General features: G+C 56.8%; 17 protein-coding genes and 2 pseudogenes. 3 read left to right on the top strand and 16 right to left on the bottom strand.

Annotation, left to right across the window (positions count from 1 at the left end; all coding sequences use genetic code 11):
• Positions 1–27: 27 nt before the first annotated feature.
• The 12 genes and pseudogenes from ACWUKX_RS27620 to ACWUKX_RS27565 form a co-directional block, all read right to left on the bottom strand.
• Positions 28–1191: a M20 aminoacylase family protein gene (locus ACWUKX_RS27620; RefSeq protein ID WP_456009873.1), complete on the bottom strand. Its 1164-nt coding sequence runs from the start codon at positions 1189–1191 to the stop codon at positions 28–30.
• A 383-nt stretch (positions 1192–1574) separates the two neighbouring features.
• On the bottom strand, positions 1575–2453 hold the full coding sequence (locus tag ACWUKX_RS27615; protein ID WP_456009863.1) for a M24 family metallopeptidase: 879 nt from the start codon (positions 2451–2453) through the stop codon (positions 1575–1577).
• Positions 2454–2520: 67 nt separating this feature from the next.
• Entirely contained in the window at positions 2521–3372 is an 852-nt protein-coding gene (locus tag ACWUKX_RS27610) for an alpha/beta fold hydrolase (RefSeq protein WP_456009862.1), read from the bottom strand.
• Positions 3373–3404: 32 nt separating this feature from the next.
• Positions 3405–5060 (bottom strand): MFS transporter, encoded by a 1656-nt coding sequence (locus ACWUKX_RS27605; RefSeq protein WP_456009861.1) that lies wholly within the window; start codon positions 5058–5060, stop codon positions 3405–3407.
• 437 nt (positions 5061–5497) lie between these two features.
• Positions 5498–5599, bottom strand: a pseudogene (locus tag ACWUKX_RS27600) (M20/M25/M40 family metallo-hydrolase); the annotation flags it as partial.
• 118 nt (positions 5600–5717) lie between these two features.
• A complete protein-coding gene (locus ACWUKX_RS27595) occupies positions 5718–6611 on the bottom strand; it encodes a polysaccharide deacetylase family protein (protein ID WP_456009860.1) in 894 nt (297 codons plus the stop codon).
• A 289-nt stretch (positions 6612–6900) separates the two neighbouring features.
• On the bottom strand, positions 6901–7095 hold the full coding sequence (locus ACWUKX_RS27590) for a hypothetical protein (RefSeq protein WP_456009859.1): 195 nt from the start codon (positions 7093–7095) through the stop codon (positions 6901–6903).
• Between the two features lie 152 nt (positions 7096–7247).
• Positions 7248–8432 carry a M24 family metallopeptidase gene (locus ACWUKX_RS27585; protein ID WP_456009858.1) on the bottom strand — a complete coding sequence of 395 codons (1185 nt, stop codon included), beginning with the start codon at positions 8430–8432 and terminating at the stop codon, positions 7248–7250.
• Positions 8433–8839: 407 nt separating this feature from the next.
• Positions 8840–10243, bottom strand: a complete 1404-nt coding sequence (locus ACWUKX_RS27580; RefSeq protein WP_456009857.1) for an aminotransferase — start codon at positions 10241–10243, stop codon at positions 8840–8842.
• Between the two features lie 13 nt (positions 10244–10256).
• Positions 10257–11735 carry an NAD-dependent succinate-semialdehyde dehydrogenase gene (locus tag ACWUKX_RS27575; protein ID WP_456009856.1) on the bottom strand — a complete coding sequence of 493 codons (1479 nt, stop codon included), beginning with the start codon at positions 11733–11735 and terminating at the stop codon, positions 10257–10259.
• 777 nt (positions 11736–12512) lie between these two features.
• Positions 12513–13661, bottom strand: a complete 1149-nt coding sequence (locus ACWUKX_RS27570; protein WP_456009855.1) for a M20 family metallopeptidase — start codon at positions 13659–13661, stop codon at positions 12513–12515.
• A 42-nt stretch (positions 13662–13703) separates the two neighbouring features.
• The gene (locus ACWUKX_RS27565; protein WP_456009854.1) at positions 13704–14876 is read right to left on the bottom strand and encodes an aminotransferase class V-fold PLP-dependent enzyme; all 1173 of its coding nucleotides are present in this window, start codon (positions 14874–14876) and stop codon (positions 13704–13706) included.
• A 955-nt stretch (positions 14877–15831) separates the two neighbouring features.
• Here ACWUKX_RS27565 and ACWUKX_RS27560 point away from each other — a divergent pair.
• The 3 genes from ACWUKX_RS27560 to ACWUKX_RS27550 all read left to right on the top strand — a co-directional run bounded on the left by ACWUKX_RS27560 (position 15832) and on the right by ACWUKX_RS27550 (position 19272).
• Complete coding sequence (locus ACWUKX_RS27560; protein ID WP_456009853.1) at positions 15832–16299, top strand: Lrp/AsnC family transcriptional regulator; 468 nt, start codon at positions 15832–15834, stop codon at positions 16297–16299.
• 66 nt (positions 16300–16365) lie between these two features.
• A complete protein-coding gene (locus ACWUKX_RS27555) occupies positions 16366–17541 on the top strand; it encodes a M20 aminoacylase family protein (RefSeq protein WP_456009852.1) in 1176 nt (391 codons plus the stop codon).
• A gap of 300 nt (positions 17542–17841) precedes the next feature.
• The gene (locus ACWUKX_RS27550) at positions 17842–19272 is read left to right on the top strand and encodes an amidase (protein ID WP_456009851.1); all 1431 of its coding nucleotides are present in this window, start codon (positions 17842–17844) and stop codon (positions 19270–19272) included.
• A 612-nt stretch (positions 19273–19884) separates the two neighbouring features.
• On the opposite strand, the pseudogene ACWUKX_RS27545 reads toward ACWUKX_RS27550, so the two are convergent.
• From ACWUKX_RS27545 to ehuC, 4 genes and pseudogenes are all read right to left on the bottom strand, one after another.
• Positions 19885–20258 (bottom strand): annotated as a pseudogene (locus ACWUKX_RS27545) (lipoyl synthase); the annotation flags it as partial.
• A 330-nt stretch (positions 20259–20588) separates the two neighbouring features.
• Positions 20589–21365, bottom strand: coding sequence for an ectoine/hydroxyectoine ABC transporter ATP-binding protein EhuA (gene ehuA / locus ACWUKX_RS27540; RefSeq protein WP_456009850.1), 777 nt, complete (start codon positions 21363–21365; stop codon positions 20589–20591).
• Between the two features lie 115 nt (positions 21366–21480).
• Positions 21481–22149 carry an ectoine/hydroxyectoine ABC transporter permease subunit EhuD gene (ehuD, locus tag ACWUKX_RS27535; protein WP_456009848.1) on the bottom strand — a complete coding sequence of 223 codons (669 nt, stop codon included), beginning with the start codon at positions 22147–22149 and terminating at the stop codon, positions 21481–21483.
• On the bottom strand, positions 22146–22936 hold a 791-nt coding region (ehuC, locus tag ACWUKX_RS27530; RefSeq protein ID WP_456009847.1), incomplete at its 5' end, for an ectoine/hydroxyectoine ABC transporter permease subunit EhuC. The genes ehuD and ehuC, both read right to left, overlap by 4 nt.

Here is a 22936-nt window from a genome sequence, read left to right as displayed (position 1 = left end):
TGTAGGCTTTAGCTCTGTTAACAATCGTCAAGCTGCCAATGTCGACTCGACTAGGTTGACCCAATAACCAATTCCATAGGGAAGTGCCTCGTCATCAAAGTCATAGGCTGCATTGTGCAGGCCTGCAGACGATCCATTGCCCGCAAAGATAAAAGCACCCGGCCGCGCCTGCAACATGTAGGCGAAGTCCTCGGAGCCCATCAGCGGAGTGATTTTGTCATTGACGTGATCATCGCCGACCAGATTTCGGGCTACAGCGGCCGCAACATTGCTTGGTCCGGTGTGATTAAACGTCAAGGGCTCGAGCCGTCGGTGGCTGAGTTCAATCTCCGCACCGAGGCCGTTCGCAATCCCTTGCGCGCAGACTTTGATCTGCTGCTCGGCGAAGTCTCGCAAAGCCGGCGATAGGGTGCGAACTGTACCTCCCAGTTCGACGGAATCGGGGATAATGTTGTATGCTTGGCTGGCATTGAACCTGGTAACCGATATGACAAGCGCTTCGGTTGGGTTGGTGTTGCGCGACACCAAAGTCTGCAGGGCCAGAACTATTTGCGCACCAACGACGACAGGATCGATAGTCGTGTGCGGCGAAGCGGCGTGGCCGCCCCTGCCCTTCACGATAAGATCAAATTCGTCGAGCGCAGCCATAATCGAACCATCACGTATCCCAAATGTACCAATGCTCATGCCTGGCATGTTGTGCATGCCAAATACCTGGGAGATGTCATAGCGGTCCATTATTCCTTCCTGCACCATCCTTTGAGCGCCGCGGCCAGCCTCTTCGGCGGGCTGGAAGATCAGAGCAACGGTCCCTTTAAAGTTGCGAGTGGCTGCGAGGTACTTGGCAGCCCCCAAGAGCATCGCGGTATGACCATCGTGTCCACAGGCGTGCATTTTGCCTTCGTTCTTTGATGTCCAAGGCTTCTTTGACGCTTCGAGGATGGGCAACGCGTCCATGTCGGCTCTCAGGCCGATTGTCGGACCACCTCCGCCGGCACCCTGAATGACGGCCACGATGCCGGTCTCGGCGATTCCGGTGTCAATGCGATTGATTCCGAAGGAGGCCAACTTCTCAGCGACAAAACGGGAGGTATTGTGAAGCCCGTACTCCAGCTCAGGATTTTGGTGCAGGTAGCGGCGCCATTCGGTCGCCACAGCTTGAATATCTCGGAATTCTTCAACGCCATGCATCTTGTTTAGCCCACATCTCTCAGGATCGGTATTGATGACCAATGGAACAACTTTCCTACCGTCTAGAACGCTTCACCCCTACCGCACCGTTCTACTCTGGCGCCACAAGTTGCATCACAATGAAACATGAGTTGCGAGTTCGCTCTCAATAGGATCAGTTGCCCCTGATCGCTTAGTCAAATGCAGTGTTTATATCGTCCCCATCTTGGTTCGAGATACTCCGGGCGGTGTATCTTTCCCGGCGGCGCAAGGACGGCACCTCGCTCGGCCGGCGACTACGACAGCGCGCCTCACGCAATCAGTGGCAAATCGAGTCTCGAACGACACCAGCTCATGTACAAGCAATCCGGTCTCGACTACCGTACGCTGCGATCGCCACCAATTTAAGATAAATCGGAGGGGGCTCCAACTGAGAACGTGCGCATTATCGCCCAGACGTAGCCGTGGCGGACACCGCCTATCTCAAGGTTGATCTGACCATGGCGGATGACATCTTCGCTCCACTGAATGTGGGACGTACCCGTACGTGGAGAAGAGCAGAGATACATCGATGCAAGGTCGGTGCCAGCTTTGCCGTTTGCCCCGCGAGCGAGTTGAGCTGCGACCTCTGCGATAATGTCGGCTTCACGAACGCCAGATCGAATAGCTTCGGAGGCTTTCATGACTCCCGCATCAGCGATTGCGGCGGCCTCACGCATCAGCGATAATTCGAGGTCAGACTTAATCGTTCGGGTCCATGCGACAGAATTGGTGCAATCGACGATCCGAGTGTTTGGCAACCGTGACTTGAACTTCTCCGATGACCTTGCTGAGAGATAACCAAGCTGCACGCCCACTGTACGATTTACAGCACCCAACTCGTTCAAAAAGTCGATGACCGCGTCGAAGCCGTCCTTTTCGGGATTGCCGATTAGCGCTTCCGGATACCCGATGATTTTGCCGCGGCTCATGAAGGTCTGGTGTACCGCTGCAGGTGCATCCTGACGACGCAATATGAATGTGGGTTCTTCGTCTTTCAAAGAAACCACAACCGCCTGCGGCACATATCCCCATCTAGCCGTATAGCCTGTCAGACACGTAATGTCAGATGAGTTTCCAACAATGTGTGTGTCGATTTCAAGCTGGTCCATTTCGGTCTTCAGCGCTGTGAGCCGCCTCAGAAATTCGGTACGAGGGAAAGCTTGGGGTCCTTTAACAGCCGGCATATCTGGCTCCTTCAGACGGTTGGCCTTTTGATGACTTAGGGGCGCTTGTTCTTTCATGGGGTCGCCACCCGCTGCCGCTTCCCCAACAGCGATGTGCGCGCGAGTCTCGGCCTTCGCTGTGGACTTAGCGCTGCCACTGACGGATGAGCGTGTTCACGGCTTCGCTTTGGTCGATGTGGATGTCATGCCCTGCATCATTCAGCAGGTGGAAATCTGAACTGCTGATCAGCTTTGCCAGGTTGAGCCCTTGCTCCGGCGTCACGGTGGGGTCGTTCTTGGACCAGATAACCAATGTCTGGACCTGAAGCCTTGCAAGATGCGGTAAGATGTATTTCTGCTGGAGCAGCGCATAGAGACGCAGGTTTGTCTCCTCTTCCGGCAGGCTCTGGAAGATCTTCCATTGTCCCCGCGCCGCAGCCCGCCGGTAGGCCGCCCGCTTGGCGTCTTCCACATCTTGCCCGTAGGCGCGGGTGGCTTTTCGCCACGCGGCGAGGTATTCCTCTTCGCTCGGCATCCGGCGCGAGTAGTCGTAAGCCTGCCGGCAAGCTTGGGCCCAGGCTTCGTCACGTTCGTCTCCAAACACCGGTGACACTGAATTGGCGGTCAGGAGTACGAGCTTGGAAATAAGATCAGGGCGCACGATCGCCACCCGCGCGGCGACGAAGGCTCCTTCAGAATGGCCGACTAGCGTGATTTGCTTCAATCCCAGCGCTTCGATAAAGCTAATCACATGATCCACACGACCGAGCCGGTTGATGTATTTGCCATCAGCGGGGTAATCCGTCCCACCGAAATGGAGCTGATCAATTGCAATCACCCTGAATTGATCGGATAGCCCGTTCAACTGGCGAACAAAAGAACTCTTACCCTCTTCGCCGAAATCGGCACCGTGCAGGAATACGATATTCTCGCCGGTTCCATTCACGCAATACTTCGTTTCGACGCCACCAACCGATATGCCATGTTCGGTGATCATTGTTTCCTCAGCAAAGGGTGAGCCATAAAGCATTAATGCCGGAGAAAATAAGGTGCCGATTGCTCAGGCTTGCGGGCCGAGCTTGTCGGTCGCTCGATCAAAAGCATGATTTTAGGTGGAAGCTGTCCTGCGTGCAATTTTACGACACGTTCACCCAGTTCATTGTCTGCTTCCGTGAGACGATGGTTGAGACGAAGGTAGTCGGTCCAGGTCGGCGTACGGAATGTCTCTATCCATTGCATAGGCTCCTGAAGGTTGCGCTGCAGGGTCCAATGCCGAGCGCCGACGCGGCTGTGCACATGCCGGCGCGCGCGCATGAGGTCCAGGAAAGCTTCGCGATTTTCCTCGGGCACAAGGTACTCCACTCTGACCACGATGGGACCGCTTCTTGGCTTGAGATTGAGGGCGACTGGCGGTGCGTCGAACTGCTCCAAAGGGTCGGGCTCGGATTCGCGGCGCTCGCAAAGGGGAAACAGGACGCCAGTCGCGGCGACGAGCAGCAGGGCCCCAGCCGAACCCTCCAGCGCCAAGGTCAGGGAATGGTTTTCGGCCACCGTCCCCCAAATCCAACTGCCGGCGGCGATGCCGCCGTCTATCAATGCATAATAGATCGAAATTGTGCGCCCCACGACCCAGCGCGGGCTTGCCAACTGCACACTCACGCCAATGCCGGACCAGGCGGTGACCCAGCCTGCGCCGCCCAAAGCGAGCGCAATTGCGGCCACTGGAATCGAAGAGGTCAGTGCAAGGGAGAGGGAGCACGCCGCGCAGGCGACGCACGCGAGCGTCATCAGCCGTTCTTGAGACCGTCGCCGCCTGAACACGCTGTTGGAGACGCCGGCGAACACGGCGCCTGTTCCGAAGCCGGCCATGAGTGTTCCATAGGCCACAGGTCCTCCTCCCAGTTGATCGCGAACGACCAGGGGCAGAAGTGCGAGTATGGCGATGCTAGCCAGACCAAACAGGGTCCCGCGGGCGATCGCCGCCTTGATTTCCGATGACATCGCCGTGAAGCGCAGCCCGTCATAGATCGCCGTCCTCATCGGTTCACGCGGCAGAGTTGAGGAGCGAACCTTCCACTTGCAGCGCCATATGGTGACCAAGGGGACCAGATAAGTAAGCGTGGTCAGGGCAAAAGCTGTCAGAAGTCCGAACGAGGCAACCACAATGCCGCCGAGCGCCGGGCCCACGGTCCGCACGGTGTTGAAGCCGACGGAAAGCAGGGTGACGGCAGCGGGAACATGGCGTCGATCCACCATGTCACCGACCGAGGCCTGCCAGGCGGGATCGTGAAGAGCGCCTCCGCATGCGATCAAGAAGCTGAAGCCGAGGATCAGCCAGGGGTCGACAAAGCCGACCGCCACTGAAGCGGTCAGCATTGCAGATGCTATTACCATTAGGCACCGGCCGGCGAACATGACCCTGCGACGGCTGAAATTGTCGGCGAGAGCGCCGGCGAACACGGACAACATGAAGGCGGGCAGGTTCGATGAAGCCTGGACCAGGGCAACCATCAGATCGGATGTCGAGATCGTGGCCATCAGCCAGCTGATGGCAACAGTCTGCATCAGCCAGCCGAGACTCGATACCTGCGTGGCAAGCCAGATCGACCGAAATGTCGCGTTCCTGAGCGGCGCAAATGTCGGTAGCGGAAATGGATCTGTATCTGCGCCCGCCGCCTTGCTCATTTAAGCTGACTCTTGCATGTGTTCCAGTTTCCAACATCGCGCTGAACCGCAACTAAAGCCGTTGACTTCAACCAGTTGAAGGCCCGCTGAGTTGCTAGTAGGCGTAAATGCCCGGCAGGAGATTAAGCTCGCTGCCGGGCCCGGTCGCCTTGGGAGGTGGCGTAGTTCGGAATACTTTGCAAAGTTCTGACTCACCGCATCAGGCCAGCCTACAATATGAGGATCAGACCGCTCGATGAGCCTAGCGTATTGAATGGGCTGATTTTCGCTAATCCATTGTCCATCAACGCAGGAGATCGGCGTAATAGCCTAGATTTGCAGAGAAATTGGTGGTCGCTAGCGCGCAGTGGGGACATTGCTCCAAGCTAACCAAGGTGGACCGACGGGGCTGCTTTAACGGGCACGAGATGGGCAACTACGACACTTCACCCATCTCCCAGCATGGCGGTGTGGCCGTCATGCCCGCAGGCATGCATGACGCCCTTGTTCTCGGAGGCATAGGGCAGATCGGCCGCTTCCTCGATCGGCAGCGCATCCACCACGTGGATTTTTGCCGCACAGGTAATGTTCTATGGCGTCTCTGTTCCACGTGCCCACGTGCGACTTGGTCGTTCACGAAAGTGAGCGAACTTTGCAGATTTGCGGTCTTGCACGCGTTCAGAGGCATGAGGCCGCACGCTCCGCGACCTGATGATGTGTGGTAAACCAAACGTCGCCCTTTGCTTTAGCGCATCGAATTAGTTCTTCTACGATCCAGATCCTTGACCGATATCCGATGACGTGTGGATGCAGAGTTAGCTGGAATAAATCGGCGTCTTGATAGGCCCCTTCGAACTCCCGAATGAATACGGATAGCACGTCATCGAGCGATAAATCTGGTCGCGACGACCCATCGGGACTCATCCAAAGATAAGTGGCGTCGTCTCGAATCCATTCTACCGGTATTTCAATGACTCCTGTTGGTTCCTCGTCTTCCAGCAGCTCATAGCAACTGTCATCGGCCATCAGGGATGAGTCGTATGTCAATCCCATCTCGCGTATGATCTGGAGAGTTGCGTCGGAATAATCCCAGGATGGAGTTCGAATCCCGGTCGGACGTTTGGACGTGATTTTTTCAAGGACGTCGGCGCTCCTCATCATCAAAGAACGCTCGCTCTCCACGCTCAGTTCCGAGTTCAGCTCGTGTATCCAGCCGTGCATCCCAATTTCATGGCCTTCACCGACAGCTGCCCGTTGTTCGTCCGGATACAGCTGAGCGATCACTGCTGGAACGAAAAAGCTAGCTGGAATGTCGTACTTTCTTAAGAGTTCCAAAGCCCGAGGCATCCCTCGTCGACTGCCGTACTGTCCCCACGATAGTCTACCCAGGGACCGCCCTCCCCTGCGCAATTCATTCGACTCGTGATCGACGTCGAATGAGACAGCGAAAGCGCAGCGCTTGCCGTCGGGCCACGTTGGTCTTAATACCTTGCCCGCTCTGACCTTGTTGACGCGCCGCCGCCATTGGCTCTCGGGCCATTCCCAGGGATTGAGCACGGTCGAATTGGGCACTTAGCTACTCCTGAACGATATACGCATCGAGGTTCCGCGGAAGAACTTGATCTAGGCAACGCCGAAACAGCGCAGCCAATGGCGGGAGACCCGAACGAGGCGACGATCAGCCCCAAGGCGTTCGCCACGAAAGATCCGCGAGGGTTGTGATAACGGGACCATGACGCCTCTGGCGAGCGCAGCGATCCTGTAGCCAAGTGCCAGCTCGTCATCTCTTCCCCCGGATGGGCGCCCCCGGCAGGGCCGGGGAGGCAGTCACGCGTATAGGTGGCAATTTCCGGCCTCCGCTTCAACGCCTGCAGAGCTCGGCGGTCGTGGGGCCGCCCGGCATGTTGGCTTTGCTGAAGCCGTATTCGCCGACCGACGCCATCATCTCGTCGGAGCCAAGATAGTCGTTCAACAAGGCGTTGAATGTGTCGACCGCAACCTGCTCGTTGGGCCGGAAGACGAGTGCGGCATAGATGGACGGCGGGGAGAGGTGCACAAGGCGCTCTAGACGGCTTGATTCAATACGGCCAATTTCCCCCGTTTGTTTGGGCGCGCTTGGCGGCGATTGGCCCGAGGCGTCTTCCCTCCCCTATCCGTTTCTCGGTGCACCTGGCTCGAATACACACGCTCCAAAAAGTGAAGTTACAGTTAGTTCTTGATTAGCACATCATACGGGATATCATGCAACTTTTCGTGCCCTGTTTTCGTCACCCTTATACACTGACTGATCGAAATACCGAAATCATCGTAGTACAAACCGGGAATACAGTGTAGCGTCATATTTTGCTCAAGGACCGTCTTGTCTCCCGGGCGCAGACTGACTGTCTTTTCTACCCAAGTTGAAGGAAAGCCAATACCCACGGAATATCCAATGCGTGAATCTTTTTTGACCCCATATTTCGCTATCGTTTTTCTCCAAGCGGCTTCAACCTCCTCACAGGTCACGCCCTCCTTGACGACAGCAAGCGCCTCTTGCAAGCCCTCGATGGCGGCATTTGCATGGTAAAGAAATTTTTCGGAAGGCTGCCCGAGGCACATTGTGCGTGATACGGGGCAGTGATAGCGCTTATAGACACCGGCTGTTTCCATATACATATCGTATCTGTCCGGGTACCTGCTTTCATCCCACGTAAGGTGAGGAGCTCCGGCATATTCGCCACCAGGAAACACAGGCGGCCCTACCTGCCAATCGCCCCCGAATTCCTCTGTTCCCCGGACGCTAGCCTCAAGTACCGCAGCAGCCACGTCGCACTTTCTGGCGCCGGGTTCGAATGCGTCGACGCAGGCCTCCCAAGCTTTTCTAGTAATCTTGCCGGCGCGCCTCATCATCTCGATTTCGTTGTCCGACTTGATAATCCTTACCCAGTTTACGATAAAGCTGCCGTTCACAAGCTTCGCTTCGGGCAATCCTTGCTTGTATTTTTCGTATGCGAGCGGCGCGATGAAATCATGCTCCATTTCGATAGCAATTGTTTTTTTGCCGTATCCTAGTTCTTTAATCAGGCCCGATATCCAATCCATCGGGTGCTTAGTCCTGCTGTTGGTGTATTCATCGGCGTACCAATGGACATGATCTCTTGATAGCCACGTTGTCACATGCGCGCCGACCAACGCATCGTTGTAGCGTCCTATGTACCGCGGCATATCGTCGTCCAGCGCAACCAAGATAACTTGCTCAACATAATAAGAGAGCGCGTTGTATCCCGACACGTAGTACATGTTGGCCGGATCAGTGATCAATAAGGCATCAATTCCTTGATCATTCATAGACTTCTTTACTTTTTCTAACCTTGCAAGGTATTCTGCTTGGCTAAAAGGCAGTATATTCTTCATTTCGATCTCTCCTTGTATAGGTTAACCGTTTCATTCACCACGCAAGACGGACGGGTTTGTGAACTACGCGGCCTTCCACAGTTGGCTTAGACCCATGTACCCCAGCGCTCCCATTCAGCGCCGGGCGATGGGTTGGAGCACCAGAGGCGTCACCCACGCGGATCGATCTTGAGCGCGGGAGTGCGGGTCATAAGTGCCGCGAGCCGTGACCTGGACTGCGCTTACTCTCGTCATCGCAAGGTTCGCGTGGATGAAAGTCCTCTTGAGGTCACAGCGTGCAATCAAGGGAACTTCCCCAAGACGATCGCACGTCGGTCTGAGCACTCCGCTTGGCGCTTGAGTGCAAAGAACCTGTCCGACTGCCCCTTCTGCTTCTCACAAACGGATGCCTTCCCTCACCCTGCGCTTTAGATGTCATTGCCTTTCCTTACGAGTTCATCCATAACCGAGCGCACTGCGCTTTCGGCGATTGCAACAATCTCTTCCGCCTCAGCTTTGGTTGTTACGAGAGGTGGGGCAAACCCAAGAATATCGCCATGCGGCATCGCGCGTGCGATGAGGCCGCGATCGCGAGCGGCCTTCGAGATTCGCGCACCAATCTTCAACGTCGGATCAAAACGCTTCCGGTTGTCACGGTCGGCAACGAACTCGATTGCGCCCATAAGACCGACCCCACGCACTTCCCCCACGATCGGTAACTGTGCGAATTTTTCATTCAGCTGCGCTTGGAAGAACGCGCCGACGTCACGAGCATTGCCAGGGAGGTCTTCCTTCTCGACGATGTCGAGGACCGCGTTCGCCGCGGCCGCGCCGATCGGATGACCAGAGTAGGTGTAGCCGTGCGAGAATGCGCCGACCTTGTCGGCCCCATCCTCCAACACTTTATAGACCTTCTCACCAACGATTGCGCCAGAAAGCGGAAAGTAGGCGGACGTCAGACCTTTCGCGATCGTGATGAGGTCGGGTTCGATGCCATAGTGCTGTGAGCCGAACATGGAGCCGGTGCGGCCGAACCCGGTGATTACTTCATCGGCAATCAGGAGCACATCATGCTTTTTGAGGACTGTCTGAATCGCTTCCCAATAACCTTCCGGCGGAGGCGTGATGCCACCGGTGCCAAGCACCGGCTCGCCAATGAAGGCTCCGACGTTGTCCGGGCCGAGCCGTTCGATCAGTTGGTCAAGTTCCTGGGCTCGCCGCTTTGAGAATTCCAGCTCGGTCTCGCCCGGGTTTGCGCCCCAGTAGTGATGCGGGACACCGGTGTGTACAATCTGCGGAAGTGGCAGGTCCATGTGGTCGTGATAGAAACTCATGCCCGTCATCGAGCCGGAGACGACGCTGCAGCCGTGATAGCCGCGTTCACGGGAGATGATCTTCTTTTTGGTCGGCTTGCCGCGAAGATTATTATAATACCAGACGAGCTTGGCCTGGGTCTCGTTGGCGTCCGAGCCGGACATGCCGTAGAAGACCTTGCTCATCTTGCCAGGCGCCATCTTGACGAGGCGATCAGAGAGGATAGCGAGTTCGTCGGTCGTGTGCGCCACATAGGAGTGATAGTAGGCCAGGCGATGGGCCTGACGCGAGATCGCATCGGCGACCTCCGTGCGGCCATAGCCGACATTGACGCAGTAGAGGCCGGCAAAACCATCGATAAAGTGGTTGCCATGCGCGTCCTGAATGCGAATTCCCTTCCCTGTCTCGACGATCGTCGGTTCGCCGAGCTTTCCGGTGGCGAAGTCCTTAAGCTGCGTGAAAGGATGCAGGACCGAGTTGCGGTCCTTTTCACTGATTTCTTTGATATCGATGGTCATTGGATGGTTCCTTTCAGGCCGCGATGTTGCCGATACAGACGTATTTGGGTTCGAGATATTCGGTGAGACCGTGCCTTGAGCCCTCGCGACCAAGGCCGGATTGCTTCCAGCCGCCGAACGGAATGCCCGCGCCCGTAAATTTTGGAGTATTCACGGCAACCATGCCGTACTCGAGCCGGTCGGTGAGCCGTACGGCGCGGTTGAGGTCTCGGGTATAGACGTACGCTGCAAGTCCCATCTCGGAATTGTTGGCTCGCGCGACCACCTCCTCTTCGTCTTCGAAAGGCAGGACTGCAGCCACAGGTCCAAACGTTTCGTCCTTTGCGATCAGCATGTCATCGGTCACATCGGCAAGAACGGCCGGCGTGACGAAGTTCCCGCCGAGCGGATTATCCTGTGCGCCGGTTACCATGCGAGCCCCGGCTGCTAGAGCCTCGGAAATCTGTTGCCTGCACTTTTCAGCACCAGAAGCCTTTGTCATCGGACCGATGCCGACACCCGGCTCCAATCCGTGTCCGACTTTCAGTTTGCTGGTGGCCTCGGCAAATTTTTCTACAAAATGCTCGTAGACTCCTCGCTGCACATAGATCCGGTTGGCCGCGAGACAGTCCTGGCCGGATGTCGCGAACTTGGCTGCCATACAGCCGGCAACCGCAGCGTCGATCGGCGCATCGCCGAATAAGATGAAAGGAGCATTGCCGCCAAGTTCGAGCGAGACTTTCTTCACCGTCTTCGCGGATTGCTCGAGCAGGATCCGGCCGACCTCCGTCGAACCCGTAAAAGAAAACGCACGCACGTCGGTATGCTTCAAGAGTCGGCTGGCAAGTGGCGGAGCTTCGCCCGTGATCACCTGAAACACACCGGGCGGGATCCCGGCGTCCTCAGCAAGGCGGGCAAGCGCGAGCGCCGACAGCGGCGTTTCGGGTGCCGGCTTTACGATCATTGTGCAGCCAGCGGCCAACGCGGCTCCGGCCTTTCTGGTGATCATTGCCGACGGAAAGTTCCAAGGCGTGATAGCGACGGTCACTCCGATCGGATGCAGATGCACGGCCAGCTTGCTTTCGGCGAGATGGCTGGGGATGGTTTCGCCATAAGCCCGCTCGCCTTCCCCCGCAAACCAATCAAGAAAGCCGGCAGCATATGAAATCTCCGCAGCCGCCTCGGCGAGTGGTTTACCTTGCTCGGCCGTTATGATGACAGCCAGGTCTTCGGCGCTTTCTCGCATACCTGCCGCCCATTTCCGCAGATATGCACCACGCTGTAACGGAAGCATGTCGCGCCACTTGAGGAACGCTGCCCTTGCAAATCGGACCGCGTCATCAATCTCGGAGTCTCGGCAAGCCGCAACTTGAGCCAGCTCGTCGCCGTTTGCGGGATCGAACACACCGAGAGTATCTGGCTTCGAGAGCCAAGCGCCATTCAAATACGCGCATCCACGCAGGAGATCTGGCCGTTTGAGCCCGCGCAGTGCCGTGATTGACGTGCCCCTCATCTAAGACTCCAACTGTCTGCTTGATGCCTCTAGGTTATTGCTGCCTCAGCACCGATCGGCAGCGCAGTTGCGGCCCTTTGTGCGGCATTCCTGCAAACAACAGCGAACTCGTGCGGAATTGAGCGAAAAATCAATTGAGTAAGAACGCACCTCAACCCGCTGCGGATAGACGAACGGCTTGTAACCGCTCGGATCCCACCAAGCCTGAGCACATCCAAATAATGCGTCGGCGTTTCGTGCTCGATCGCTGGTCAGGCAGCCAGCCAAGTGCTTTCGCCACTTACAGACGCAGGCGGCAACTCTGGCTATTGACCGACGAAAAACACGTTGAACGGTACGCCTCGTTAGCCGTTCGCTTTTTATAAAGAGCGAATGCCGCTCAATCGCAGCCGCGCCTTGACGTCGTGAACCGTCAGGCCAAACCGGATCGGACAGTTGTGTTCACTGTCGGTGGTGTCAATGAAGCACTTCCTCGGCAGGAGAGCCCGGCATAGTGCTTCGGCGCCGGCAGCATCTGTTGCCGCGCCTCACATATGGCTTGACGTAGGCCTGTGGCAGAGCCGGACCTCGTGTCCGGTCTCGCTCGCGCGCCAAGTGCGAAGACGACCACGGAGCGGCGATCGGCTGTAGCCCAACCTACTGCCGATCTACACAGTTGCGGGACGCCGCCGATCCCTAACCTTCGAAGCAACGCTGCCAGACTCATTGCGAGATGCTTTTGCATCCAAGTCAACTGAATTCAGCAATCGAGAGGACACGCAGTGGTCTCAAATCCACCTAATAACTGAGCATGATCCGTTGGTATATTTCGACCGCTTTGTTGAGCTGATCTATGTCGACGAACTCGTTGTTCGTATGGGCCTGGGCAGTACACCCTGGGCCGATGACGACGCAAGGAATGCCGGCCAAGGATAGCTGATTTGCATCGGTACCACCGCTGGCACCTTTCTGCTCCCCGGTCCCGGCCACCGCCGCACATGCCGCCGCTGCGACGTCTGCAATTCTGCTTGACTCGGAACTGATCGGAGGCGGATCTTCCAACGCAGGGAGCAATGAGCGCACCTTGATTTTGTGCTCTCCTTGCCGGAAGCTTTCCAGAATTTCCTCTACCTCCTGTATCGCTTCCTGAGGGGTCTCTCCTGGTATAAGGCGTCGATCGATCCAGATACGGCAAGCTGGCGGCACGGTGGTCAGCTCCAGGCCCCCTTCGATAAGACTCACGGTTAGAAGTGAGGAGCCTACCAATGGGTGGTGCGGCCGAGACATCAGCTCCCGATGATGCTCGTCAAGCGCCAGTATTATCCGGGCCATACCTGTGATTGCGTTGACTCCGAGATGAGGCCTCGAACTGTGAGCCGGCACACCCTCAACTTCGATTTGCCAGCGAACCGAACCCATGTGAGCCACGATAAGCTCTAACTCGCTTGGTTCACCGACTACCGCAGCTTCATAGGATACGCCCGACTGAGCGATAGCTCGTGCGCCAAGTTTGCGGTACTCTTCGTCAATGCTGGCTGCGAGTACTACGGTGGCTTTGGGTTGTCGCTCCCCAAGCGTGCTAAGCGCAATCAACATAGCTGCAAGTGAGCCTTTTGTATCGCAACTACCTCGACCGTAGATCCGCCCTTCCCTTTGCTCCCCAGAGAATGGATCAGAATCCCATTTATCAATTGGAACGGTATCCATATGAGCGATAAATAGAATGCGCCTTTCGGGCTCCTGCCCTGGAACCCAAGTCAGGAAATTTGAGCGACCGTCAGTCACCTCCTGGAGTTCATACGGCATGTTCCGTTCCTTGCAAAACCGCTCGAGGAACTTGGCTACCGCCTTTTCTCCACTACCCTTTGGCGACAACGATGGATTGATGCTCTCGATGTTGATGAGTTCTTGAAGGAGCGGTACAGTTTCGGCTGGCTGGATTGACATACACTCTCCTAGATCCCGTGAACTGATCTTATTACGCCCATCTCAAACAGCTTTTGCGAGATCGACTACGCGATCGACTTCGTCTCTGGTGTTATAAAGATGCAGCGAAAACCGAAGCATGCCTCTGCGTATCGAGACAATCACATGGTTGTTGGCAAAGTGCTCGTGAAGCGAGTGAATGCGACGGTCGGCAGGGCGCCCTTCAACAAGTGCCGATGGATCGCCAAGTGCCACGATACTTCCAGTGTGACTACCCGGAGACCCGCCGCAGACCGGCAGCCCCAGTTCCAAAAAACCAAAGGCGAGGCGCTTTGCGAGTGAGGTTACGTGTTCTTCGATCGCAGCGGTTCCAATCTCAAGCAGCTGGCCCATGGATGCATATGCAGCCAGCATGCCGGGGAAGTTGTAGTGCCCGATATCGAAACGGGGGGCGCCGTTGCGCAACTTCACAGAACTAGGGACTGGAGCCGATTCCGGTGCGTTTCCGAAATCTACGCTGAAGCGGGCAAGATACGCCGGATTCAACCGGTCGGCCCACTCCCTGCGGCAGTACAAGAACCCTGATCCATAAAGGCCCATCAAGCCCTTCACAGTGGACACCGCCAAGCCGTCTATGCCAAGTTGAGTAACGTCCGTGTGGAGTATTCCAACAGATTGCGTTGCGTCAGCCAAAAGGAAGACGCCATAGCGTCTGCAGGCTTCGGATATCGGCTTCAGGACGGTCCGAAACCCTGGAACCATTGTCATCGTCGCAAGGGCAACAACACGGGTACGAGAATCAATTGCCTTTACGATAGCGTCGGGTGAGATCGAGCCGTCCTCCGGCTCTACGAAACGCAATTCAACATTGTAGCGATTCTTGATCTGAAGCCACGGCAGGATATTATTTGCATGCTCCAATTTCGGACAAAGGACGACGTTATCTCCAGGTCTCCAATCGACCGCATTAGCGATGATGTTGATGCCTTCTGATGCATTTTTAGTAATAGCAATTTCATCTTGGGCTGAATTGATGAATTGTGCGAATCTGGCACGAGTATGCTCTACATGTTCCAACATGCTTTCTTCGTCGTTCAGACCATGCAGTCTATTGCTCAAATGCTGCTCGATCGATGCCCATGTTGTTCTTGAAATGAGGCCCTGGTTCGCAACATCCATGTAGATGGCGTTTGCCGTGGCGGGAAACTCGCTTCGGATGACATCCAGGGGAAGCAAATGGGCCCCTCTCCCCGGGACGCTGCTGACGATTGAGGAGGTCTTTGAACTATTTGGCAGTGGCGAGCTTTGCATAGGTCAGGATCCGTGGAGGCAAAGAGATTGGTCAATTGATGACGCATGTTCGCTGGCCGCCTACTCTATATACTGCGCTTTACGGACTTCCGGCTAATATCTGGTTGGTGACGCCGCATTCCGGCGCAAAGTTATAATTTGTGCAGGAATCGCGTACGAATCTGAGGCAGCATCGTGGAGTGCTGCAATTGCCTGGCGAGCGGTATTTGGGGAACTTGTTGCACATCGCTACGCGCGTCAGCCAGCGCGATCATCATCCCCGGGCGCGCCGCCTCCACCTCCACCTAACCTCTGAACTCCGCCAGCCGTCTTTCCGGCACAGTGGCCTTCGTTCATCAGACCAACGACGGCGCCGAACCGCACGACCCAATCGAGGCGGATCCGGCAATGCCTCGATTAATTTTAAACGTTTCGGTGTCCAGCTTGGGTGCAGACTGAAACAAACCGCCCGCGAGAATATCGCATAGATCAGGCGGGCGATCCGGGAGAATTGTGTTGCAAGCAATGATCTTTCCAAAACCTGAGATTGTTCAATAAAGCTCCAGTTTCAGTTCGCTGACCTGCTCACCCAGGCTGTGCTCCTTGAGAGATCCGGGCTATCTGTAGAATTGCAGCTTCTCACGATCCGATCCCGGCTATTCCTGAAGAATTGGCAGACCGGCGATCCAGGCGCCCGCTAAGGTTCTTCCGGAGGCGAGCGCGGTCGTTCAGCCTAGGCTTTAGGGCAATATCCTGCATGACCGGCCAAAAAAACGCCGATTTTCGGCGGCTCGCAGGGGCATTTGGGACAATGAGGCCGGTTGGCACCTGCTACATTTTGTCCTTGCGGACAGGCGCGTAGGCTGTTGTCTGACCCGATATCGTCGATGAGAGATCGCGAATGGATCTGGACCGAATTGATCGCAAGATTCTCAACGCCGTGCAGCGCAACAATCGCCTTACGACAGAAGAATTGGGTGAGCTTGCTGGACTATCGGCTACTGCTTGTCAGCGAAGGTTAAAGCGCCTTCGGGACGCCGGCGTTATTGAGGCGGACGTTGCCATAGTTTCGCCAATGGCGGTCGGTCGGCCCGTGCTCCTGCTCGTCTCCATTACTCTCGAGCGCGATCGAGCAGATATTATCGATCGTTTCAAGCAGGCAATTCGGCGCACACCTGAGATCATGAACGCCTACTATGTAACAGGTGAAGCCGATTTTATCATTACGGTTTCTGCTGAGGACATGACTGAGTACGAGGCATTTACCCGTCGCTTTTTTTACGAACATCTCGAGGTAAAGGCATTCAAGACGACCGTCGTCATGGACCGGATTAAGGCGTCTTTTGCTCTGCCAATTGCTGAAGAATAGGGCTGCCGAAGGGCTCCTAGCCGGAGACAGCACCGTCCTTACACCAATGCAAGAAAGGAAACTCTCGTGGCCGTTCTCAATAGTGTCGCCGACCTTCTCCCCGAGATAGTGGCTTGGCGCCGAGATATTCACGCACATCCCGAACTGGGCTTTGACGTCCACCGCACTTCGGCCTTCGTGGCCGAGCGTCTGCGCGAATTCGGCTGCGACGAGGTCGTGACCGGCCTCGGCAAGAGCGGCGTCATAGGCGTTATCAAGGGCAATAGGGCGGTGAGAAACGGCCACTCCAAGGTCATCGGTTTGCGCGCTGACATGGATGCGCTGCCGATCGAGGAAGCGACCGATCTGCCCTATGCCTCCAAGAACAAGGGGCTGATGCATGCCTGCGGTCATGACGGTCACACCGCGATGCTGCTCGGCGCAGCGCGCCACCTTGCCGAGACCCGGAATTTTGCCGGAACGGCAGTCATGATCTTCCAACCTGCGGAGGAGATCGGTACGGGCGCGGTCGCCATGATAGAGGACGGTTTGATGGAGCGCTTTCATATCGAACAGGTCTATGGAATGCACAATCGTCCAGGCATGCCGATTGGCGCCTTCGGCATCCGGCCGGGTCCGGTAATGGCGGCAACGGACGGCATCGAGATCAGAATTGAAGGCCGCGGCGGTCATCCCGGCAGGCCGCATGAATGCATCGACCCCATCATGGTCGGCGCGCAGCTTATGACGGCCTTGCAGCAAATCTTGGCTCAGAACATCGACCCGGTGGAGTCGGCGGGAATTTCTTTCCACCATTTTCAGGCCGGGCAGAGATTGGTGCCGGTGATTCCACATACAGCAGAGCTGCTGGGCACCATGCGCACGCTGAAGCCGGAGGTACGTGATCTTGTCAAGAAGCGCGTGAGCGAGGTGGTCGCCGGCATCGCCCAAACAACCGGAGCCAAGATCGATCTTACTGTTCAGAGCTACGACGCAATCCTCTTCAACCAGCCCCTCCAGACCGAGCTTGCGATGGCGGCGGCGAAGTACGTGGCCGGTGAAAACAATGTCGTTGACGCGCCGCCGGTTTTGGGTGGGGAAGATTTCTCATTCATGGCGCAGGCGCGGCCGGCTGCCTTCATCTGGTGCGGGAATGGCGACAGCGCCGGCTTGCATCACCCCGCCTACAATTTCAACGACGAGGCCATTCCCTATGGAACATCGTACTGGATCAAGCTCGTAGAGAATACGCTAGTGGCTTGAGGTATTCGCGACCGGGAATAGTATTGGTGATCAGGACTGACCAGATGCACGATCGCTGAACTGCTCCAATTTCTTGCTTCAACTGGAAAATGTGGTCCGTTCCTATCTGAGTGGCCATGAAACGGCCCATGCCCTGACCGACTTTCCAGCCATATCGTTGCGAGAATTTGATGCACACTGCCGGCCGGCGAAATAAGATCAAAACAACGTCAACGCAGCATAACAAGGTCGAGAAGGCCACAGAATAGTCAACAGCTGCCGCCGTATGCCTTAAAAACAAAATGTAGCGGACCTTGTAAAATGAAGACTCATTCATCTTCGCCAACATTTCTTGACGATCTGACGGCATGCGAGTGCCTGGAGCTGTATCGGACGCGGCAGGTGTCGCCCGTTGAAGTCGTCGATGACTGTCTCAGCCGCATCGACGAAAACAACCCGACGTTCAACGCATTTTGCCTCGTCGATCACCAAGCGGCGAGGTCTGTTGCCCGGGCTTCGGAGGAGCGCTGGATGAAGGGGGAACCAGCCGGAGTTCTCGATGGCATTCCGGCCACCCTCAAAGATCTCACCTTGACGCGCGGCTGGCCGACGAGGCGCGGCTCACTGTCGGGGCACGCCAACGGGCCTTGGATAGACGACGCGCCTGTTACAGCGCGCATTCGCGAGGCCGGCGGCATTATCCTTGGCAAGACAACCACTCCGGAGTTTGGCTGGAAAGGTGTTACAGATAGCCCAGTCTACGGCATCACCCGTAATCCTTGGAACGCTGACCTGACACCGGGCGGGTCGTCGGGGGGGGCCGCAGTAGCGGCAGCCCTTAATCTTGGCTTTCTTCATCAAGGCAGCGACGGTGGGGGATCGATCCGAATACCGGCGAGCTTCACAGGAACCTTCGGCTTTAAGCCGACCTTCGGCATCGTTCCGCAATGGCCTGCCAGCGCAATGACCACGCTGTCTCATTTGGGCCCGATGACTCGCACGGTTGCTGACGCGATCCTGATGATGAACGTCATTACTCAAAAGGATAGTCGCGATGGTTATGCCGGACCCGTCTACCCCAAAATCGAGGTCGATCCGGAAAAAACACTTAAGGGTCTGCGCATCGGCTACAGTCGGGATCTTGGATATGTGAAGGTGGCGCACGACATCCAAAGAGTTACCGAAAAGGCAGTCGACCAGCTTCGGGCTCTGGGAGCCGAAGTGGTGGAAATCGATCCGGGGTTCGCAAATCCGGTTGAGGCGTTTGCTACCTTTTGGTTTGCCGGCGCCGCCCGTATCCTGTCGCGAATGGACAAAAAAGAATGGCAACTCCTGGATCCCGGCTTTCTGGAAGGTGCCGAACGCGGCCTTAAAATCACGCTTGCCGAACTCCAGGAAGCGGAGGCGATGCGGTTTGCGCTTTCCGCTCTCATGGCCAAGTTCCACGAAGATTACGATCTCCTGGTCACGCCGACAATGCCTGTAGCACCGTTCGCAGTCGGACGGGACAAACCCGATGAGAGTTTCAGCGGGTGGGTCGACTGGACGCCCTTCACCTATCCCTTCAACCTGACACAGCAACCTGCAGCGTCCCTTCCCTCAGGGCTGGATGATCAAGGGCTCCCCGTTGGGCTACAATTGGTCGGTGCGCGCTATTCCGACACCACCGTTCTTGCGGCGGCATATGCGATCGAAAGCCGCCTGGGACATCTTTCTTTGGGGAGGAATAGCTTGACCGCTTCCATCCGTTAAGAGAGGTGAGTCCATCGCTGCAATGGATCCAGAAATTGTGACGGGGATCCATCCTCGAGATCATCCGCTCGCTGGCCGACCAGGAGATGAAACTGGTCATCGTGACCCACAAGATGGGGTTCGCCCGCAATCTTGCTAAGGTTGTGCGCTTCACGCCAGGCACTGCAATGTATGCCGGTTAGTCGGCTTGAACACGTGAAGACGAAGAATGCGGCGTGAATCTCTTAAACGGTACGTGCACGCGCCAAGCTTGAGGACAGGCCTAACACAACCGCCTTGAGCGAGCAGTGCCGCGCGCCCGAGCGCGAGCTCGTTCATGTCCGCCGATAGAAAACGCCCCGACCCGGGGCCGGGGAGCCGGTCACGAGGATAAACGGCGAAGCCTAGTTGGCTCCAACGATCACAAACTTCGGCGGCCGAGGTACCATGCCTGCGTCACACGCATGATGTGCATGGAACGTATTTTCGAAACTGGCCGACGACCCGGAGCGGCTCTTGAACGCTGTACGGCGCAAACGATTCCGTATTCGTGGAGCGTATCGCGGGCTCAACGGGTATACGGCGCGGCGATCGAGGTGAAGCGTTGCAGTCGATAGCCGCACAACAGGTTGCTTAAAACTCGGCATGAAACCAGCCGTCAGGGCCCGATTTCGCCAGCTGCGCCTCGCGTGCCCCGCGCAACCGCGCAAAGTCATCGCCGGCGTGATGCGAGGAGCGTGTCAGCGGGCTCGAAGCGACGAGCAAGAAACCCTTGGCCTTGCCGACCATCTCGTAGGACTTGAATCCTCCGGCAAGACAAACGAATCACCAGGTGGTGCTTCTTCGACGGCTGCAGATACTGGCCGATGGTCACGACGTCGACATTGGCCGAGCGAAGATAGAAGATAGTCCATGAGCTGCAGGATCTCCTTCCGCTCCTCGCCAAGGCCGACCATGACTTCCGACTTGGTGAAGATCGAGGGATCGAATTCCTTCACGCGCTGCAATGTCGCGCGTCTGGCATAGCCTTTCGAGATCGGCGCCTCGACGCGGATCCAGTCGGTTTGGCGCAGCACATCCTGGTCGGGCCGATGCGCCTTCTCGGGGTGGCGCGAACGCGGAAACCCTGTCGAGTACGGTAACCATCTTGCCTCACTGGCCGCCGCGTGCCTTGGCGCGACCGGATAGCCAGATTGATACCGGCGGCAAGCGCAAAGTCCACGCCAACTCGTCCATAAAACCGGTCTCACCATAGCAGCGAACCGGTGTAACCTCTCCACGCTGACAAATTCCGGCAGTCATGGTGACAGCTCAACCAGCGGCACCATGCGCGAAGCTTACCTCGCCTCCAGAACGGCATTAAGGAACTGACGCGTCCGCTCGTTTTGCGGATTGCCTAACAGCTGGCTGGGCGGGCCCTGTTCGACAATCTTGCCGCCATGAAAGAAGCAGACGCGATCGGAGAACTCCTTGGCGAAACCCATCTGGTGCGTGACCATCAGCATGGTGAGGTCATATTGGGCGCCGAGCTTGCGGATGACGTTGAGCACCTCTCCAACGAGCTCAGGGTCGAGCGCCGATGTCACCTCGTCGAACAGCATTACCTTGGGCCGCATGGCCAACGCCCGAGCGATCGCCACACGCTGCTTCTGACCGCCCGAAAGCTGAATCGGGAAATGATTCTTCTTGTCGCCGAGACCCACCATATCGAGCAGCTCAGCCGCACGGGCTTCCGCCTCCTGCTTTGATAGCCCGAGGACAGAGACTGGGGCCTCCATGCAGTTCTGCAGCGCAGTGATGTGCGGGAACAAGTTGAAGTGCTGGAACACCATACCGATCTTGCCGCGTACGCGACGCAGATGACGGTCGCTCGCCGGCACCATCTGGCCGTTCTTCTGCATGTGGGTGAGCGGTTCGCCGTCGACCCAGATCACCCCATCGTTGATCCGCTCCAGTGTCATGAGCATGCGCAGAACGGTGGTCTTTCCCGAGCCGGAGGGGCCAATGATGGACACCTTCTCGTTGCGAGCGATCTCGAGATTGAGTCCATCGAGCACCGTCAGCGCGCCGTAGCGCTTTGTGACGTTCTCGAAGCGGACCATAGGTTCGTTCATGATTTTTTCGTTATAAGTGATATCGAGACTTAGCCCGTTCGGGCTGGTTAACGACTTATGGCGCTTCGTGATGTTCTCGAAGCTAAGCACAGATTCGCTCATAGCAGAAGGCTCCCTACTGCAGGTGGTAGCGGCGGTTGAGCCAGACGCTTACCAATTGCACGATGGCAGAAGCTACCAGGCTGAACACGAGGAAGAAGAAGCCGGCCATAGTGATCGCTTCGATGTAGCGATAGTTGTTGCCCCCGAAATTCTTTGCCTGCTGCAGCATCTCGAAGATCGAGATGGCCGCCAGGACCGGCGTGTCCTTGAACATGCCGATGAAGTAATTGCCCAGAGCAGGAACGACGGGCGGGATCGCCTGCGGCAAGATGATTGTCCGCCACGTCCGCCGCCGCGAAAGGTTCAGCGCTGTGCAGGCCTCCCACTGGCCGCCGTCTACGCTCTCGATGCCGCCGCGGTAGACCTCGGAGCAATAGGCTGCATAGTGGATGCCGAGTACGCCGATGCCTGCCGTCCAGGCAGGAATGATGATTCCGAACTGCGGACCAACGAAATAGACAAAAAACAGCTGCAGCAGCAAAGGCGTTGAGCGGATGAACTCCACGATCTCGGCCATAGCGGTGCAGATGTAGCGATTTGGCGACTGGCGGATCATCGCGAAGACCAGGCCCAGCACCAGCGCGATCGCGAACCCAAGCAGCGTGGCCTCAATGGTGACGATCGCACCCTGATAGAGATATGGGAAGGCCTCCCATACGTAAGACCAATCCCAGACGTTCAAGCCAGCAGCTCCCGTACGAAACCGCGCGAAGTGCGGCGTTCCAGCCAGCGCACGAAAGGCGTAATGAGGGCGCGCGCAAAGACGTAATAGCCAAAGAGTGCGACTGCGAAGAACAGCATGTAATTGCCGGTGGCGTCGGCCGCCTGCTTGGCGGCGCTGGTAAATTCGGTGACGGTGATGAAGAAGACGAGCGAGCTACCCAGAAGCACGTGGATGAACATATTACCCCAGACCGGCAGCATGGCGCGCATCGCCTGCGGCAAAATGATACGCCGCATCATGATGAGCCGTGAAAAATTTAGCGCTGTTGATGCCTCATACTGTCCCCGGTCAACGGCCTGAATGGCGGCGCGGACGTACTCGGCTGCATAGCCGGAGGCATTCATTCCGATACCCAAGATTCCGACAGTCCACGGTGATAGGAAAATACCGAAGATTGGTAGTACAAAGAACCACCAGTAGAGCTGGACCAGCAAAGACGTACCGCGGAAGAATTCGATGTAAACGATGCTGAACCATCGCAACGGCCAATGGGGAGAGACACGGGTCAGGCCGACGATAAACCCCAGGACGATCGTCACGAGGAATGCGCCAAGGGTGACGATAACCGTGATCATGGCGCCCTTAGCTAGCACCGTTACGATGAAGCTGAGATCGACCTTGCTCATATGCCCTCCCCGCTGAACCGCCTCCCAGGCCAGAGCCGGGAAGCGGTCAGGCCCTATTGTTTCAATCCTTGCAGAGGTCAGCGGTTTTGCTGCCGTCCGGCAGCATCGCTTTGGTGTAG

The sequence above is a fragment of the Mesorhizobium sp. f-mel genome (assembly GCF_053850215.1).
This window is presented reverse-complemented; position numbering and strand designations above follow the sequence as displayed.

Bases quoted from the DNA above. Each gene is read 5' to 3' on its own strand.
- ACWUKX_RS27620 (WP_456009873.1), bottom strand. From the start codon at position 1,191: ATGCATGGCGTTGAAGAATTCCGAGATATTCAAGCTGTGGCGACCGAA.
- ACWUKX_RS27615 (WP_456009863.1), bottom strand. From the start codon at position 2,453: ATGAAAGAACAAGCGCCCCTAAGTCATCAAAAGGCCAACCGTCTGAAG.
- ACWUKX_RS27610 (WP_456009862.1), bottom strand. From the start codon at position 3,372: ATGATCACCGAACATGGCATATCGGTTGGTGGCGTCGAAACGAAGTAT.
- ACWUKX_RS27605 (WP_456009861.1), bottom strand. From the start codon at position 5,060: ATGAGCAAGGCGGCGGGCGCAGATACAGATCCATTTCCGCTACCGACA.
- ACWUKX_RS27585 (WP_456009858.1), bottom strand. From the start codon at position 8,432: ATGAAGAATATACTGCCTTTTAGCCAAGCAGAATACCTTGCAAGGTTA.
- ACWUKX_RS27580 (WP_456009857.1), bottom strand. From the start codon at position 10,243: ATGACCATCGATATCAAAGAAATCAGTGAAAAGGACCGCAACTCGGTC.
- ACWUKX_RS27575 (WP_456009856.1), bottom strand. From the start codon at position 11,735: ATGAGGGGCACGTCAATCACGGCACTGCGCGGGCTCAAACGGCCAGAT.
- ACWUKX_RS27570 (WP_456009855.1), bottom strand. From the start codon at position 13,661: ATGTCAATCCAGCCAGCCGAAACTGTACCGCTCCTTCAAGAACTCATC.
- ACWUKX_RS27560 (WP_456009853.1), top strand. From the start codon at position 15,832: ATGGATCTGGACCGAATTGATCGCAAGATTCTCAACGCCGTGCAGCGC.
- ACWUKX_RS27550 (WP_456009851.1), top strand. From the start codon at position 17,842: ATGAAGACTCATTCATCTTCGCCAACATTTCTTGACGATCTGACGGCA.
- ehuA (WP_456009850.1), bottom strand. From the start codon at position 21,365: ATGAACGAACCTATGGTCCGCTTCGAGAACGTCACAAAGCGCTACGGC.